Origin of the sequence: Helicobacter pylori (genome assembly GCF_006440215.1) — a bacterium.
Taxonomy (GTDB): Bacteria; Campylobacterota; Campylobacteria; order Campylobacterales; family Helicobacteraceae; genus Helicobacter; species Helicobacter pylori_CS.
On record NZ_VEZH01000004.1, the window covers coordinates 85,730 to 102,587 of the forward strand.

The window sequence follows — 16,858 nt, forward strand, 5'->3', positions numbered from 1 at the left end:
GGCGTTCGTTCTTTAAGAGCAACACCCGCTAGAGCATTTAGTTTTAATCCCTACCGATGAGCGATCCATCAAGCAAAACCCTTTCCCCTCCAAATAGCGTTTCGCATCAAATCCGGCCACAAACAAGCCTCCAGCAAATAACGCCAAGTCTTTAACCACTAGTCTTCCAGCTCCAGAAAGCCACGGGAAATGCTGATTGACAAACACCTCTGGAGTTGTGAATAAAAAAGATAAGGTCGTGATCGTCATTCCAGCGACAAGCAAGCCCCCAATCACGCCCATTAAAGGCATCCAAAGCCCTAAAAGCACCAAAACACCTAGGATCATAATCGTAATCCCTAAAGCTTCAGCCACTAAATAAGTGCGGTTTTCTTTATGCCATTCTTTGTTTTCAACGATTTTAGGGTCATCTTGCATTTCTTCTTGCATGGATTGGGATTCAGACATTTTGTGTTGTTTGTATGCGGGTTTTTTAAATTGATACATGAAAGAAAAGAAAGGGGAGTTAGCCACAAAAGGAGCGATCCCTTCAGCTTCATACGGCACAAACTTAAGCCCTCCAATCCAAATAAAAATGATAAAAATAGCTATATGCATCAAATAGCCGCCTAAATTTTGGAGTTTTGTAATCACTTCAAGCAATGATTTTAACGCTTGCATGGTTTTATTCCTTTAGGATATTTTTTATATTGCTAAAAACAGCCTAGAAATGATAGCGCATTATGTTTAATTACAACAAAATCATTACTATTACAAGAAATAACGATCAAAAACACTCATGCCCAAAACATTCATGCCAATATAACGCACCGCACCCTTATAAAAAATTCCATCATTTTTTAAAGAAAGTTCTAAAGATTCGTTGCTTTTAGGGATGAGAGTGGCTTTTTTAGGCGTGTTATAAAAAATGCGCGCGGCGATAAAAACCGCCGCCATGCCTGTCCCGCAAGCCAGCGTGAAATCTTCAACCCCTCTTTCATAAGTTTGTAAAAAAATCGTCTCTTCATTTTCTATAAAAGCGATGTTAATATTAGCGTTAAATTCATGCCTTAAAGCCTTTAATTCCAACACGTTAAGGGAATTTAACCACTCTTTATTTTTTACAAATCCCACTAAATGCGGCACTCCTGTATCTATGAGGTAGAAAGTAGGGATATGTTCTAAAACGCTGTTGTTGGTAAAAAATTTTTCGCATCTTAAAGCGGGTATGGTGTCTAGGATTTTGTAGTTACCAAGATTGCTCTCTATGATATTGGGCTCTTCTATGCAAACAGAAATCTCTCTTTTTCCGGCTAAAAAAACATGGTTTTTAGAGGCTATAGCATGTTGGTAGGCAAATAACCCCACGCAACGGCTCGCATTCCCGCACATGCCAGCTTTAGAGCCGTCTGAATTGTAAAAATCCCATTCGTAATCATAATCTTTACTCGGTAAGACAATTACAAGCCCATCAGCCCCAAAACCCTCATGCCTATGGCACACCTGTTGGGCTAAATTGGAAAAATCTTTTTTTTTGAAACTTTGCGTGATTAAAAAATCATTCCCGCTCCCTGAATATTTGTAAAACACCATTGATTGCAAGCCTTTTTGATTTTAATTATAAGTTAAAAGAGGTTTTTTATCCTTAAAAGAGCGTTTTTTAGCTAACATTTGATAATTTTTGGTTCAGTTTAATGGGGATAATTTCATGAAGGCTCAGTATTTCTTTTGGATTCTTTTTTTGATTGGTTTTTATTGGATGATCTATTTGTATCAAGATTTTTTAATGGATGCATTGATCGCTGGGCTTTTGTGCGTGGGGTTTTTTCAAGTGAAAGTTTTTTTAGATAAGCGTTTTTTCAATGTTGTCAGTTCGTTTTTATGCGTTTTGGTTTTAGCGAGCGTTTTGATCGTGCCGTTGTATTTTATTGTCTATAAAAGTTCTAATATCATTTTTGAAATCAATTTTGAAAAATTTTCAGCCCTAATCAAATGGCTTAAAGGGATAATCACCGAAAATTTGTCGCATTTTCCTGCCATTCATGATGGAGTGAGCAAGTTTTTAGAAAATTTTAGCGCCGCTTCCATCACGGGTTATTTGTTGAAAATAAGCAGCTATGTGGGGAGATACAGCTTGAAACTCATTACAGACGCTTTGTTTATTTTAGGGCTGTTGTTTTTCTTTTTTTATTATGGGGAGAGATTTTATCGTTATTTTTTGGGGGTCTTGCCTCTTGGAATCCATCAAAGCAAAAAGATTTTTGAAGAAGTAGCTGGGATTTTACGCATCGTGCTTTTAACTTCTCTCATCACGGTTATTTTAGAGGGCGTGGCGTTTGGGGTGATGATCGTATGGTTTGGGCATGACGGCTGGTCTTTAGGGATTTTATACGGCCTAGCGTCTTTGGTGCCGGCTGTTGGGGGGGCTTTGATTTGGATCCCTATAGCGATTTATGAGCTTTATCATGGGAATGTGAATGAGGCTATTTTTATCGCTTTGTATTCCATTTTATTGATTAGCGTGCTGATTGATAGCGTGATCAAGCCAATTTTAATCGTCTTCATCAAAAAAAGAATCTTTAAAACCACCCTTAAAATCAATGAAATGCTGATTTTCTTTTCCATGATTGCTGGGATTTCACAATTTGGTTTTTGGGGGATTATTGTAGGGCCTACTATCACGGCGTTTTTTATTGCACTGCTGCGATTGTATGAAAATTACTTTATCCAAAACGATCAAAAAACATGCGAATGTTGAATGAAATAACGCAAAACAACTAAAAAGCGTAGAAATCAAAGAGTGGGGTCAATTAGTGTTTTTGAATGGCATCAAGAGAAGCCCACGATTTTTTCGACCCCACAAGCTATTACAAACAAAAAAAGAGAGAGCCATTTGCCTTTTAACCCTTAAAATTTTGACAATTCTAGCGGCACCAACCCAAACATAAAAGATAAGAAAATATAAAGAGTAAAAGCTTTTAATCGCTGTTTATTGCTGAAGTGATCTAAACGCCACCACAATTGCAAAACCAATGACTAATGAGCTATTGAAAGGATTACAAAACGCGCTAAAAATAACAGCCTTTTCAAGAAATAAGCAGGGCTAATCCTTAAGGGAGTGGTTTTATTTTTTGTAGCGGATCAAAGGGTAGGAGCAGTTTTTGCATAAGAGTTCTAACGCTTCGCCTTTTAAAAAATGGGTTTTGATGGCCATAGCTTTTTGGCTCTTTAAAATATCTTTTAGGGGCGTATGGTTCAAATCGCCAAGGCTGATATTAGCTTGCGTGTCCATGCAGCACGGCACGACAACGCCATTAGATAAAATAGCGATTTGCTTGATTAAGCCATAACAATAGGGGATCTTTGATTCTTGGTTTGAAGGATTTTGGGCGTTCAAATTCGGCCATTTAAAGGTTTTTTGGATATTCAAAAAACTTTTTTTAAACAAACGAGCGCGGCCTTGCGTTTTTAAACCCTCTAAAGAAACACATTCAAAGCTTTCTAAAAAAGGCTTGATCAAATTCTGGTGTTTCTCAAGGGTGCTGTCTTGAATGCGTAAATTCAAAAACGCTTCGCTGTTTTTTTCAAATTTGTAGCGGCAAAATTCTAAAATCTTTTGGATGTAGCGGTGCTGGTTGATTTTGTTGTGATTATCTAGCCCTGCGTCCAAAGAAATAGAGATTTGATAGATTGCATCGTGTAAAAGCGCCTCAAAATCGCGCAAATACACCCCGCTAGTAACCAAATCCACTTTCAAAGAAAAGCCTCTAGCGGTGTTGAGATAGTGGTTTAAATTTTTGAGCTTGCAAGGATCGCCTAAAACATGCAAGGTGATAATTTGGGTTAAGGGGGCCACTTCTTTGCAAACTTTTTCAAATAATTCTAAAGGCATCACGCCTCTGATATTTTTGGGGTTAGGGCAAAAACCACATTGCAACCCGCAAATATCGCTTAATTCTATATAAATTTTTTTAAAAAGTTTCTTATTGGGTGCCAATTCAGAAAATAGTAACGCTTGTTTGAAAAGACACTAGACATTGAAGCGAAAATGCAACACATCGCCATCTTGGACGATATAATCCTTACCTTCAATGCGTAACGCTCCCTTTTCTTTCGCTCCGGCTTCGCCCTTATAAGCGATAAAATCATCATAACTGATGGTTTCAGCTCTGATAAAGCCTTTTTCAAAATCCTTATGGATCACCCCAGCAGCCACAGGCGCGCTAGAGCCTTTTTTAATCGTCCATGATCGCACTTCCTTGACTCCAGCAGTAAAATAATTGATCAAGCCTAATTCCTTAAAACTCAAACGAATGGTTTTTTCTAGCCCGCTTTCTTCTACGCCTAAACTTTGCAAAAATTCTTTGACTTCATCTTCACTCATAGAAACCATTTCTTCTTCTAATTTAGCGCACAAGGCAACAAACTCGCTATTTTGGGCTTTCGCATGGTTTTGGACTTTTTTGGCATGCTCATTGAGAGCGTTTAAATCTTCTTCGCCCACATTAGCGGCATAGATCATTTTTTTATGAGATAAAAAACGCAATTCCTTGTCCAATTCTAAAAAAGTCTCGCTTGTATTCAGGGGGAAAGTTTTCGCCGGCTTTAATTCTTCTAAATGCGTTTTTAAACTCAAAGCACATTCTAAAAAATTTTTAGCGTCTTTTGAGCTTTTTAGGGCTTTTTGCAAGCGATCGATTCTTTTGTCTAAAGTGGCAATATCCGCTAAAATCAACTCCAATTCAATAATCTCTATATCATTTAGGGGGTCAATTTTATCGTTCACATGCGTGATGTTGTCGTCTTCAAAACAGCGCACCACTTGCAAGATCACTTCGCATTCCTTGATATTGGCTAAAAATTGATTGCCTAAACCCTCTCCCTTACTCGCTCCCTTAATCAATCCGGCAATATCCACAAATTCCACCACAGAATGCAAAATGCGTTCGGGCTTTACGATTTGAGCCAACGCATCAAGCCGCCTATCAGGCACATTCACGATGGCTTTATTGGGTTCAATGGTGCAAAAAGGGTAGTTCGCACTCTCTGCGTTTTGGGTTTTAGTGAGCGCATTAAAGGTGCTGGATTTGCCCACATTAGGCAAACCCACAATGCCTACAGACAAGCCCATTTCAAGCCTTTTTCAAAAGCTCTTCCACAAAAGCTGTGCAAGCCCTAACCCCAGCCCCACTCGCTCCAAAGCTGTTCACATCCCATTCTTTTTCCACATAAGCAGGACCTGCAATGTCAATGTGTAGCCACTTATCCTTGAATTCATCTCTAATAAATTCATTTAAAAACAAGCCCGCTGTGATCGCACCGCCATAGCGTGAAGAAGAAATATTGCACACATCAGCGATTTTAGATTCAATCAATTTCTTTAAATGGCGGTTAAAGGGGAGTTTGGCTAATAATTCGCCAGATTCCAACCCTGAAGTTTCAAAGAGGTTTTTCAACTCTTCATTATGCCCCATGATCGCTGAAGTGAATTCGCCTAAGCCCACAACGCATGCCCCGGTAAGAGTTGCAAAATCCACGATCACATCAGGGTTTAAGTCTTGAGCGTAGCTCAAACAATCCGCTAAAACCAAACGCCCCTCAGCGTCGGTATTGCGCACCTCTATGCTCTTGCCTTCTTTGGAGATTAAAATATCATCTGGTTTATAAGCGGCCGGGCCTATCATGTTTTCTGTAGCCCCAATAATGCCATGCACTTCAGCTTCCACGCCCAATTTGGCTAATGCGTTTAAAAGCCCAATCACCGCAGAGCCACCGCCTTTATCCGCTTTCATGGTAACCATGTAATCGGCCGGTTTCAAGCTCAAACCCCCGCAATCATAAGTCAAGCCCTTACCCACTAAAGCGATTTTTTTCTTCGCTTTTTTAGGCTTATAAACTAAATGGATCAAGCGAGGAGGATTGACTCCAAGAGAGGCTTTATTGACCGCTAAAAAGGCGTTCATTTTCTTTTCTTCTAAAAATTTTTCATCATGGACATGGATTTCTAAATGGTTTTCTTTAGCCACTTTTTGCGCCACTTCAGCCATATAAACCGGAGTGCCAATCATAGGGGGGGTATTGACTAGATCTTTAACGATATTCAAGCTTTCTGTCATGATTTCAGCGTATTTTAAAGCTTCTTTAGCGCTCTTCTCTAAAGAATTCGCGCAAGTTTTTTCGCAAGGTTTGTGCAATTCTAAAGCGACAATGGCTTCTTTTAAAACGCTTTCTTTTTTGTTGGATTTAAAAGTGTCGTATTCATACAAGCCTAATTTCAAGCCCAAAAACAACGCTTTCAAGTTTTCTAAAAGCGCGTTATCTTTAGCAAGCATTTTGCAAGTATAAACCCCCACTTTAACGCTTTTAAAAGCGAGTTTTTTAAGGGTGCGAACGGCTAAACACGCGCTCTCTCTCAATAAATGTGCATCGTCTTCTTTAACGCCCACATACAAGATTTTATTTTCTTGGTCTAAAAACGCGCCTTCGCCTTCGTATTTAAAGGTTTCTAGCAATTCTTTATTTTTGACCCAAGCGTGGCTAAAATCCTTATTGATAATAAAAACTAAACCGCATTCAGCTTTTGCGTTTTCAAAAGTGGTTTTTTCTAATTTGATTTTTAACATAAAGTCTCCTTTTTTAATTTCATATCTTTCAAGAATTGTATTGCACTCTAGCGGTTTTTCTTGCTATAGTATTGGAAATACCATAGAATCAACGCCAAGAAAGATACTAATAGTAATATTAGCACATAAGGGTGTTTTTTAAGCCACTCTAACGCATGCAATAACTCTTCTCCCAAACACCACGCCAGAATAATGGTAATGCTCGCCCACATCATCGCGCTAATGAGATTGATGATAGCGAATTTTAAAGCGCTATAGCGTGTGAGGCCTATGCTAATGGGAATGATGGTGCGCATGCCATACATGTAGCGTTGGATAAAAATGATAAACCAGCCGTGTTTTTGCAACAATAAATGGGCTAGGGCTAGTTTTCGGCGTTGTTTTTCTAGCTTTTTTTGGATGTAAGCTTTATTGGTGCGGCCGATGTAAAAATAGATCTGATCCCCCACAAAACCCCCAATCCCTGCGACTAAAATGGCTAACCCTAAATGCATATGACCGGTATAGCTGGCAATCCCTGCTAAAATTAACCCAATCTCGCCTTCTAAAATGCTCCACCCGAATAAAATGAGATACCCCCAAGTCGCTGCATGCTGATTCCATAAGTCAATGATGTATTCTTCCAAAATTCACCCTTATTCTAGCACTCTAACAAACAAAAGGTTTTCACTCGCTCTTCTAAAAGTTGGATACCCGGTAATTCTTTTAACCCTATCAAAAAGCATGCTTCTAGGCATTCAGCTTGTAGGGCTTTGATAAGCTCAAGGCTCGCTAAAGCTGTGCCACCAGTGGCTAACAAGTCATCAATTAAGACCACCCTTACCCCCTTAACCCCCCTAAAAGCGTCAGAGTGGATTTCTATGCTGTCGCTCCCGTATTCTAGGCTGTAGCTTTGAGACAGGGTGTGCGCGGGGAGTTTGCCCTTTTTCCTCACAGGCACAAAACCCACCCCAAGCGCATAAGCGAGGGCAGAGCCTAAAATAAACCCCCTAGCTTCAATGCCCACGATAAAGTCTATATTGAGAGCGAGATAGCGTTTTTTGAGCGTGTCAATGAGTTTGTTAAAGAGTTTGGGGTAGTTGAGTAGTGTGGTAATGTCTTTGAATAAAATCCCTTTTTTAGGGTAATCTTTCACTTCTCTGATGCTTTGTAAAAGTTCTTCTTTGAGCGTTTCATTCATTTTAATATCCTTTAATATCACTGATTGGTTGTAGGATTTTGATTTATTATAGCGTTTTTAAAGGAGAGCTTCTATTTTTTGCTCCAATTCTTTAATACGATTTTTATATTTATCCGATTCGCCTTTGTATTCAGAGTTGCGCTGTTTAAGGGCTTTTAGTTCTGTTTTTAACGAGCTCATTTCTTGAGTGAGAATATCAATATTGCCTAAAGCTCTTTGGAGTTGCAACTGGTGTTTTTGGATCAAAATTTCAGCTTCTTGTAAGGTGAGCTTCATGGATGCGTTGGTGCGTTCTTGCCGCTTAGCCACGGTTTTAAAAAAGAAAGTGCGCACACCCATATAAAGGATAAAAACAATAGCGATAGTGATGATAAACCATTGGGTAAACATTCTATTAAAATATCCTTTTTAGCGAAACGATGTAATTATACTACATTAGGTTTATGATTTCAGCGATTCATCTAGTTTTTGGATGCGTAGCACATGACGGCCTTGTTCAAATTCTGTAGAGAAAAACGCTTCTAAAATGCTTTCCACCACGCCAATACCGCTAATCTTTTCGCCCAAACACAAGACATTAGCGTTATTGTGCAAGCGAGTCATTTTGGCCATGTAAGCATCAAGGCACAAGGCGGCTCTAATACCCTTAAAACGATTAGCGCCCATGCTCATGCCTATCCCTGTAGCGCACACTAAAATACCATAGCTTTGCGCATTTTCTAAAACCTTTTGGCACACTAATTTGGCGTAATCAGGGTAATCCACTCTCATGGTGGGTAAAAAAGCTTGGATCTTAAAATGTTTGTCTTCTAAAAAATGTTGAACAAACTCTGCAAGATGCAACCCTGCATGATCGCTGCCTATAAAAACTTGAGAAGATTTTAAGGGCTTATTCATAAGCTCTCCTTGATAAAAGATTAAGAAAGGAGTAAGGAAAATAAAAATCTTGTGGGCGCATGGATAAAAAACTCCGATAAAGGGGGGATAAACAAAAAGATAAACACAACCAACAAGCCGTAGCGTTCCATTTTAGAAAACCATTCCAATAAAAACGCGCTTTTAAAATGCAACGCTAAAAAGCCTAACGCTTTGGAGCCGTCTAAGGGCGGGATAGGGAGGCTGTTGAAAACGCCTAAGACAAGATTATAAAGAATGCTTTGAATGAGGAAGGTTACTAAAGCGAGCTGATAAAGGTTCAATTCATTGATATTTAAAGCGTTGATCCCTAGTTTTTGGAAGCTCCAATGCGTGATGGAAGCGAGCAGAACGGCTAGGGTGAAATTATAAGCCACCCCGGCTAAACTCACCACTACGCATGCCAAAGAGCCTTTTTGAGAGACAATGTAACGCATATCCACAGGCACGGGCTTAGCCCACCCAAACAAAAAAGGGGCTTGAAAAATGAGTAATAAAGCCGGTAAAAGCACCGAACCCATCATGTCTAAATGCCTGATAGGGTTTAAACTCAAACGCCTAGCGTCTTTGGCGCTCCTATCCCCAAATAAAAACGCGCTCAAGCCATGCATGATCTCATGCCCTATGATAGCGATTAAAAGGGCTAGGATTTTCATTAAGGTGGTAATAAAACTTTCTAAAGAGAAATCAAAAAATTGCACAAAAAACCTTAATGCGTTGCGTTTTCTTTTTTAATGATTTTTTCTAAGCCTCCAACGCTTTTAAACATGCGTTCCCAACGCACCAGATAGCGTTTTTTGGGGTTATTTTCTGCATCCATTTCCAAGCTATTTTTTAAACTCAAACTGAAATAAACAAACCAAGGCGAACCCACGATGTTTTTATAAGCCACACTCCCCCAAAAGCGCGAGTCGCTAGAATTATCCCTGTTATCGCCGATCATGAAAAATTCATCGTCATTGATTTTTTTATAAAACACCTTTTCGCCCTCCATTTGAATGAGTTGCATGCTGATATTAGCTTCTGTGCCTTGAGTGGCTAACTGCTCCATTAAGTGGAAGGTTTCATTGTCTTTTTGGTAATGGATACCCGGATGCTCATTTTTATAAGGGTTTAAAACAAAAATTTTACCCATAAATTCTTTAGTCATGGCGTTAGGGTAATGTTTAGCAATGTAAGTTTTGTCCGTGTCGCTCTCAAAAGGGTGCAAATAAAACCCCTCATTAGTGAATAACACCTCATCGCCCCCAATGGCAAAATTCCTTTTGACATAGTAAGATTTTTTTTCATGGGGAGGGATAAACACCACCACTTCGCCGCGCTTGGGGCGATCCCCCTCTATCAAATGCCCGTTATTTTTAAAATCAGGCATAACAGGAAGCTCAATCCATGGGATTTTAGGAATGGGTATGCCGTAAGAAAATTTTTTGACAAAGAGCATGTCGCCCTCATAGAGCGTGCCTACCATAGAGCGAGAGGGAATGATAAAGGCTTGCGCGATAAAAAAGATAACCAACAGCACAATAATGATCGTCCCTACCCAACTGGAGCAAAATGCATAAACAGAGCGTAAAAATTTCATTTAAAATCCCTTCCTTTGTTGTTTTTCAAAAGCGATTAAAGTGTTTTCTAAAAGCGAGACGATCGTCATAGGCCCTACGCCTTTAGGCACAGGGGTGATAAAACCGGCAACTTTTTGCGCGTTGTTAAAATCCACATCGCCCACGATACGCCCATCATTTAAATGGTTGATCCCAATATCCACCACTACAGCCCTTTTTTTTAACATGCTCGCTTTAATCAAATCAGGCTTACCCACGCCCACGCAGACAATATCAGCGTTTTGGGTGTAAAAACTAATGTCTTTAGTCAAAATATGGCACACGCTCACGCTAGCCCCAGCGTTTAACATGAGCATGCTCAAAGGCTTTCCAATGATATTGCTCGCTCCAATAATCGCCACATCCTTGCCCTTGATTTCAATATGATAATGCTTTAAAAGACGCATCACGCCCATAGGGGTGGCTGGCAGAAACGATTCTTTTTGAGTGCAGAGCTTGCCGATATTAAGGGGGTGGAAACCATCCACGTCTTTACTTGGGTCAATGGCTTCTAAAACCATTTTAGTATCAATGTGTCTGGGCAAAGGGAGCTGGACTAAAACGCCTGAAATGTTTTGATCGGTGTTGTAATCTTTAATCAAGGACAGCAATTTGGCTTCAGTAATATTTTCTTGGAGGGTTTTTAAATCAAAATCCATGCCCACCCTTTCGCATGCTTTGATCTTCATATTGACATAAGTGATACTCGCAGGGTCTTTTCCCACTAAAATCACGGCTAGTTTGGGGCGTTTATGCGTTTGCGCGGTTATTGTTTGGATTTTATGTTTCAAATCTTTTTCTATACTATAAGCTAGTGCTTGCCCGTCCAATAAAACAACGCCCCTATTTGGCATGCCTATTTGTCCTTTATCAATTAAAATCCTATTATTGTAGCAAAAATCATGCGTTTAATGGAATAAAAACCCAGTTTGTCAATCTTTAAGATTAGCCCCATGATAGAGCAAGTAATAACTGATGGCCTTTAAGGATTCTAATTGCTGGTAAAACTCAGAAGCTTTTATTTTGTCGTTTTGTTTATCCTCTTGCTCTTTGTGGTTTTTATTCAAATACCTTAACCCCAAACTCGGGTTATAAAAATAATCTTTGGTAGCGATCGCTTCATAACCTAGCGCGTAATTGGGGTGGCTTGGAGGGTTTGTTGTGTTGTTAGAGAATAAAGGCTTTCCAAAACTCACAAATGGAAAACCTTTAGGAGCGACTAATTCAACAATCGTAGGGGCGATGTCTAAATGCGATCCGACTTGACTGATTGTTTCAGGCTTTAAAGTAGGGGCGAACAAAATAAGCGGCACGGATTTAATCGTATATAAATCGTTTTTAGCGTATTCATAGCTCCTGTCAAAATGATCTCCTGTGATGATAAAAAGCGAGTTAGGGAATTTTTGGCTGGCTTTTTTGATGAAACTGACTATCACTTTGTCATACCAGTAAATATGCCCTAAAGAATTAGCGTCCGGTAGATTTTCTGATTTGGGGGTTTTTTCCACAAATTTTTGGATTTTTTCTAAAGGCACGCCAAAGGCTTTGAGATTCACGTTTTTGATCGCATGGTTGCTTAAAGTCATGACCATGCTGAAAGTTTTTTCATTGGGGTTGGTGTTTTCTAAAATATAATCAAATAAAATATTATCATGCACTCCCCAGTTGCTCTCTATGGGCTTAGGGTAGGGCTTGTTTTTGGCAAATTCTAAGAGATGGTTATTGAAATAAAGGGCGTGAAAACCTTGTTTTTTGGTGAAACTGGTTAGTTTGTTCCAAATCCCGCTACCCCCATAATAAAAGTTGTTTTTATAACCCAGAGTTTTTGTAATATTGCCAATCGCCATAGGAAAGCTAGGGAGAATCACTCCTGAATTGACTAAATTATTATCATTGATATAAGGCAAGCCTGTGATTTGGACATCCAGGCTTTTAACGGTTCGTGGGGCGCTTTCAATAAAAGCAGAAAGCATGTGAGCATGCTCTTTTTTAACCAAATCTTGTAAAGCGCTCGTTAGCCCTATGGAATCAAATTTTTTATCAAAATGCCATGAGCTTAAGGACTCTGAAACGATATAAAAAACATGTTGAATGGTTTGAAGAGAATCGTTGTGGCTTGTTTGAGAAAGCAACTCATAGAGGTTGTTTGAAGGGTTTTCTTTAAGATTGAAATAATTTTTCGCCACTTCTAAAGGCGTTTCTTTAGCAAAATCGCTGAATTTAAGGTTATGGCTTTGTCTGTAATTGCGTGCCAAAAGATAAAGGTTGCGAAACGCTCCGGGGGTAATTTTCATTAAAAAAGGATCTTTGGCTGGCTCTATGCTGAGATCTAAAGACGCGCCAACAAAGCTCAACTGCGCATTGATGTAAAACATTTGCGTGAGCGAAAAAAGCGCAAATAAAATGAAAGTTTTAAGGGGTTTGGTGGCTTGATACACATTGGGTTTGAAAAGGGCGTTTTGGAGTTTGAAATAGATAAAAGAGATTAAAACGCTAAGGATTAAAAAGAGTGAAAAACTAGAAAAAATAGGGTATTCCCCGCTCATTTTTAAAATCGTGAGCGTGTCTTCATGCAAAAATTCCAATAAATTTTCATCAAACACATTCCCATAAATGCTATAATAAACAATGTTTGCAATGTTTAAAAACAGGATAATAGCGATAGAAAAATACGCCACAATATTAAGCATTTTGGTTTGGTGTTTAGGGGCCAATAACCCTAATAACCCGATGATGATAAAAAGGATCGCTAAGCTTGAGACCACACGATTATCGTATCTAGCTCCATTGAATAGGGTTTTGATGATTTCATCAAAAATAGGGTTTTTTAAAGCATGCTTATAATATCCCGTATAAAGGATAAAGCCGATACGATTGAACACAAACAACAAGCTCATAAAAAAGGTGAAATAAAAACCTTTTAAAAAGAGCGAAAAAAGAGCATGAGATAGGGATTTCATAAGCGTTAATACAACCTTTTTTTAACAAGAGATAAAGTCTTAAAAAAGACAAAAAGAAGCAAGGGGAAATCCAATAAAGAATCTAAGATTTGAAAATTAGAACGCATTAAAAGCGAACTGGATAACGCTACTAAAGCGATCACACCTAATAAAGGGCTGCTCAAAAACAAACTGCTGCAAAAAAGCGCGCTAAAAATAAGAGAAGCCATGAAATGATGGTAGATTGAAAAAGGCAAGAACCCTAAAACATCTGTCAAAAGCAACAGATTGAAAAACAGCATGACGCTATAAGATTGCAAGGTTTCTAAAGGGGGTTTTTTGAGTATATGACAAGAAAAGATCACATAAGCAAGGATCAAAAGACAGCTAAAAGGGCTTAAGGGGGCTGTAAAACTGCTTAAAAATTCATTGAGCGATAGAGAGTCTTTCAAAGCGATATTGCTTAAAATCACGCTTATCAAAGAGAGCGAAAACCTTAAACTTAACGCCTTATTTTTGAAAAAAAAGAAAATTAAAAAAAGCCATACAAAACTCAGCGTGTAAGAAGAAGGTATAAGCATCGTTAATTACTTGAGAAGGGAATTTAAATAAGCCATATTAAAACGGATGTGTTTGATATGAGAGCGGTTATAGGTATAGACAATATCTATAAAATGAGGATTAAGGCTATAGCTTGGGTAACTCACTTCATTGGCTTTGTCTAAAACTTTTAAGGTTTTAAACGAGTTGGAGTTTTCTAATTTAGAAAGCAGGAGTTCTTTACGGCGCAAAGATAAATCGCTAGGGTTGTGGATCAAATACAATTCTTCGTTTAAATTGATCAAATTCAAAGCGTCATTCAAGTTTTTCAAATTCGTAAGCATGGGTTTTTGCCAAGCGGTGGGGGTTTTACAGGTTTCTAGCATGAGGCTATCTTTAAAAGAATGGTTTCTAAACGCCATGATGGCGCAATCTTTAAAGGGGGTTAGGCTTGGCTGGAGCTGGTGGTTTAGGGCATTAGGCCTTAAAAGCTCTCTTGGGTTATTTTGTTTGTCAAATTTCAACAACAAGGGGTATTGGGTGGCTAACTCGTGATAGAGCGGTAGCACAAACCCGCCATCAGTGGTGTTTAAAGGTTTATTTTTTATCAAATGGCTTAAGTTTAAAAAAGGGCTTAAAGGGAGTTTTCGCGCAAACTTAAAATGAATCGGCTCTAAAGCGCTTTCAAATTGATAGATTTTAGAAGTGGCCCACCCACCCATGCTCACCCCTACGACAAATAACAAGATTTTATTATCATGCAAAAAAAGCAAGGGGTTGCCTAGTTTTTTGATGTATTCATGTGCGTTTTTGGAAAGTTCTTCTTTGGTTAAAATAATGAAGGCTTCACTCCAGCGATTAATCTTGCCATCAAAAAGATTTGCGCTGATTTTCACATCTCTTGCCCCTTCTTTAGTGCCGCTAAAATAAGCGTTCAAAAGATTATCATTAGGCAAGCTGATTAAAGAGCTCGCATGCACGCTTAAAGCGTCATTGGGTTTAGGGATAGTGAGTTGCGTGAAATAGGGGGGGTTTTGAGTAACAAGGGTTTGATTGTGCGTGAAAGCATAGGGGGGGGTTTGATGCGTCATTATAATTAAAAATAAAACGATAAAAAGCCCCACAAAAAAGGCGGCATGCTTTAGGCGATTTCTTGAAGGTTCCAAGATAGCGTTTCGCCCCCTCTTAAGATAGCGATTTTTTCATTCAAACAAAGCGTGTGTGTAGGGACTATAAAGGGTTTTTTAGACAAACGCACTTTTTTACTGGGTAGATTGTCTAGCGCGTAGATTTTTTTAGCGTTATCGCTGATAAAGGCTTGCAAGTTTTCTAAAGCGTTGTGTTTTTCAAAAAGTTCACATAACGCAGGCAATAAAATAGGGGCAGAAAAGATGCCCGCCGGGATGCTAGTGCTATGCTTTTTAGAAATGAAATGCGGAGCGCTATCAGAGCCAAAAGAGATTTTAGGGTGGGCTTTTAAAGCAAGGGATAAAAGCCTTTCTTGGTCTTTTTTGGTTTTGATTAAAGGTTTGCAAAAACAATGCGGGTTCAAACTCCCCCCTAATAAATCATCTAAAGTCATGCTGATATGGTGTAAAGTTAAAGTCGCATAGAGGTTGTCATGCTTTTCAATCAAAGCGATACTGCGCCAGTCGCTCAAATGCTCTATAATGATTTTGAGTTTAGGGAATGAAAGGGCGAAAGTTTCTAAAACGCTATGGCATAAAAATTCTTTATCCAAACAAAACCCGGCTTGTTCTGCATGGATGCATAAAATAAAGCCTAATTTCTGGGCGTTTTCTAAAACCTCCAAAGTCTTTTCACCCAACAAATCCGAAGTGCCGTTTTGCGCGTTTGTGGTCATGCCTTTGGGGTAGAGTTTTAAAAATCTGATACCTTTTTCGTGAGCGCGTTGCAATTCTTCTAAAGTCAAGCCATCGTTAAAATACAAACTCATTAAAGGTTTGAAGTTTGAAGAATGGTTTAAAATTTCTTCTTCGTATTCAAGGGTGGTTGGAGTGTCAATCAAGGGCTTACTGAGATTAGGCATGATCACCGCCGCGCTAAAAGGATCGCTAGAATATCTTAACACCGCTTTTAAAAGTGCATTTTCTCGCACGTGCAAGTGGGCGTCTATGGGGTCAAAAAGCGTGATTTCCATTTTTTAATTGCCCCCTAAATAATAACGCACTCTAATGCGAATGAGGGTTTTAGTTTTGGGGCGTGGGTAATCCTTATAAGCGATCTGAATGGTCTTTAAGGTGTTGTCATCAAGCATTTTGTATTCAGAGCCAATGATGATTTTAAGATCGGTAATATCGCCGTTAGGGTGCAAGTAAAACTCTACCGCATTCGTCCCGTCCTGCCCTAAATAAGCCGCTACTTGAGGGTATTCTAAATATTTTTGCGTGATGCGCCCAATATCTCTTAAATTATTCCTGATGAAATCTTTTTCGGCTGTGCCTAAATCCCCAAATTCTTCGCCATACAATTCATCAATATCCCTTCTGGTTTGGTTATCCAAGCCTTTATTATTTTCTTTTCTGGGTGGCGCAACTTCTTTAGGCAAGAAAGAAAGCTGGTTAGGGTCAAATTCTTTTTTGACAGGTTTTTTCTCTTCTATTTTTTTCTGCTCTACTTTTTGTTCTACTTTCTGCTCTACGATTTTTTTCTCTTCTTTTTTCTCCTCTACTATTTTTTTCTCTTCCACTTTTTCTACTTTTTTAAGAGCCTTATGTTTGTGGTTGGGCTTTTTGAGTTCTGGTTTGGGCTTTGGTTTAGGTTCAGGCTTTGGCTTTTCTATAGGTTTTGGCGGTGTTGGCGGTGTAGGGGGTGTCGGGGGCGTAGGGGGATTTTGCGGGCCTGCTGGCGTGGGTTTAGGTGCACCCTGGGTGTTTTTACTGGAGTCCTGCGCCTGGCCTCGTTTTACAACCAATAAATTTTCCGGATTTAATTTAACGAGCCTGGTTTTTGCAAGAAAAAACTCTTCTCTGTTTTCAAATAAAAAAAAAATAACCAAAAGTAACAAGACAACAAGACCGAGAAACAAGAAAAACTCCACGTTACAAAGCACCAAACGAT

18 protein-coding genes are annotated in these 16,858 nt (G+C 39.0%); 1 reads left to right on the top strand and 17 read right to left on the bottom strand.

Annotated features, from left to right (window positions below; genetic code table 11):
• Positions 1-12 precede the first annotated feature (12 nt).
• Together FIM44_RS03100 and dapF are read right to left on the bottom strand one after the other, a co-directional pair.
• Positions 13-660, bottom strand: a complete 648-nt coding sequence (locus FIM44_RS03100; RefSeq protein WP_048945441.1) for a YkgB family protein — start codon at positions 658-660, stop codon at positions 13-15.
• A gap of 90 nt (positions 661-750) precedes the next feature.
• Positions 751-1,572, bottom strand: a complete 822-nt coding sequence (gene dapF / locus FIM44_RS03105) for a diaminopimelate epimerase (protein ID WP_140579042.1) — start codon at positions 1,570-1,572, stop codon at positions 751-753.
• A 115-nt stretch (positions 1,573-1,687) separates the two neighbouring features.
• Here dapF and FIM44_RS03110 point away from each other — a divergent pair, with 115 nt between their 5' ends.
• The gene (locus tag FIM44_RS03110; RefSeq protein ID WP_140579057.1) at positions 1,688-2,737 is read left to right on the top strand and encodes an AI-2E family transporter; all 1,050 of its coding nucleotides are present in this window, start codon (positions 1,688-1,690) and stop codon (positions 2,735-2,737) included.
• Between the two features lie 366 nt (positions 2,738-3,103).
• Here the strand turns inward: FIM44_RS03110 and FIM44_RS03115 are convergent, their stop codons facing one another.
• From FIM44_RS03115 to FIM44_RS03185, 15 genes are all read right to left on the bottom strand, one after another.
• Entirely contained in the window at positions 3,104-3,976 is an 873-nt protein-coding gene (locus FIM44_RS03115; RefSeq protein WP_194148684.1) for a radical SAM/SPASM domain-containing protein, read from the bottom strand.
• 33 nt (positions 3,977-4,009) lie between these two features.
• The gene (gene ychF / locus FIM44_RS03120) at positions 4,010-5,110 is read right to left on the bottom strand and encodes a redox-regulated ATPase YchF (RefSeq protein WP_140579043.1); all 1,101 of its coding nucleotides are present in this window, start codon (positions 5,108-5,110) and stop codon (positions 4,010-4,012) included.
• 1 nt (position 5,111) lies between these two features.
• Positions 5,112-6,602, bottom strand: coding sequence for a leucyl aminopeptidase (locus FIM44_RS03125; protein ID WP_140579044.1), 1,491 nt, complete (start codon positions 6,600-6,602; stop codon positions 5,112-5,114).
• Positions 6,603-6,649: 47 nt separating this feature from the next.
• Positions 6,650-7,228, bottom strand: coding sequence for a DedA family protein (locus tag FIM44_RS03130; RefSeq protein ID WP_140579045.1), 579 nt, complete (start codon positions 7,226-7,228; stop codon positions 6,650-6,652).
• Between the two features lie 14 nt (positions 7,229-7,242).
• Complete coding sequence (gene apt, locus FIM44_RS03135) at positions 7,243-7,782, bottom strand: adenine phosphoribosyltransferase (protein ID WP_140579046.1); 540 nt, start codon at positions 7,780-7,782, stop codon at positions 7,243-7,245.
• A 57-nt stretch (positions 7,783-7,839) separates the two neighbouring features.
• On the bottom strand, positions 7,840-8,172 hold the full coding sequence (locus tag FIM44_RS03140; protein ID WP_000495089.1) for a hypothetical protein: 333 nt from the start codon (positions 8,170-8,172) through the stop codon (positions 7,840-7,842).
• Between the two features lie 51 nt (positions 8,173-8,223).
• A complete protein-coding gene (gene rpiB, locus FIM44_RS03145) occupies positions 8,224-8,679 on the bottom strand; it encodes a ribose 5-phosphate isomerase B (protein ID WP_140579047.1) in 456 nt (151 codons plus the stop codon).
• Between the two features lie 20 nt (positions 8,680-8,699).
• Positions 8,700-9,398, bottom strand: coding sequence for a site-2 protease family protein (locus FIM44_RS03150; protein ID WP_140579048.1), 699 nt, complete (start codon positions 9,396-9,398; stop codon positions 8,700-8,702).
• An 8-nt stretch (positions 9,399-9,406) separates the two neighbouring features.
• Positions 9,407-10,279 (bottom strand): signal peptidase I, encoded by an 873-nt coding sequence (gene lepB, locus FIM44_RS03155; protein WP_140579049.1) that lies wholly within the window; start codon positions 10,277-10,279, stop codon positions 9,407-9,409.
• Positions 10,280-11,152 (bottom strand): bifunctional methylenetetrahydrofolate dehydrogenase/methenyltetrahydrofolate cyclohydrolase FolD, encoded by an 873-nt coding sequence (gene folD / locus FIM44_RS03160; RefSeq protein WP_194148685.1) that lies wholly within the window; start codon positions 11,150-11,152, stop codon positions 10,280-10,282.
• Positions 11,153-11,230: 78 nt separating this feature from the next.
• On the bottom strand, positions 11,231-13,258 hold the full coding sequence (locus tag FIM44_RS03165; protein ID WP_140579051.1) for an LTA synthase family protein: 2,028 nt from the start codon (positions 13,256-13,258) through the stop codon (positions 11,231-11,233).
• Positions 13,259-13,263: 5 nt separating this feature from the next.
• The gene (locus tag FIM44_RS03170) at positions 13,264-13,818 is read right to left on the bottom strand and encodes a 3-deoxy-d-manno-octulosonic acid hydrolase subunit 1 (RefSeq protein ID WP_140579052.1); all 555 of its coding nucleotides are present in this window, start codon (positions 13,816-13,818) and stop codon (positions 13,264-13,266) included.
• 6 nt (positions 13,819-13,824) lie between these two features.
• Positions 13,825-14,943, bottom strand: a complete 1,119-nt coding sequence (locus FIM44_RS03175) for a 3-deoxy-d-manno-octulosonic acid hydrolase subunit 2 (protein WP_140579053.1) — start codon at positions 14,941-14,943, stop codon at positions 13,825-13,827.
• Entirely contained in the window at positions 14,919-15,938 is a 1,020-nt protein-coding gene (gene pyrC, locus FIM44_RS03180) for a dihydroorotase (protein WP_140579054.1), read from the bottom strand. The genes FIM44_RS03175 and pyrC overlap by 25 nt, the downstream gene beginning before the upstream one ends.
• Positions 15,939-15,941: 3 nt before the next feature.
• Positions 15,942-16,853, bottom strand: coding sequence for an energy transducer TonB (locus FIM44_RS03185; RefSeq protein ID WP_238699889.1), 912 nt, complete (start codon positions 16,851-16,853; stop codon positions 15,942-15,944).
• Positions 16,854-16,858 lie beyond the last annotated feature (5 nt).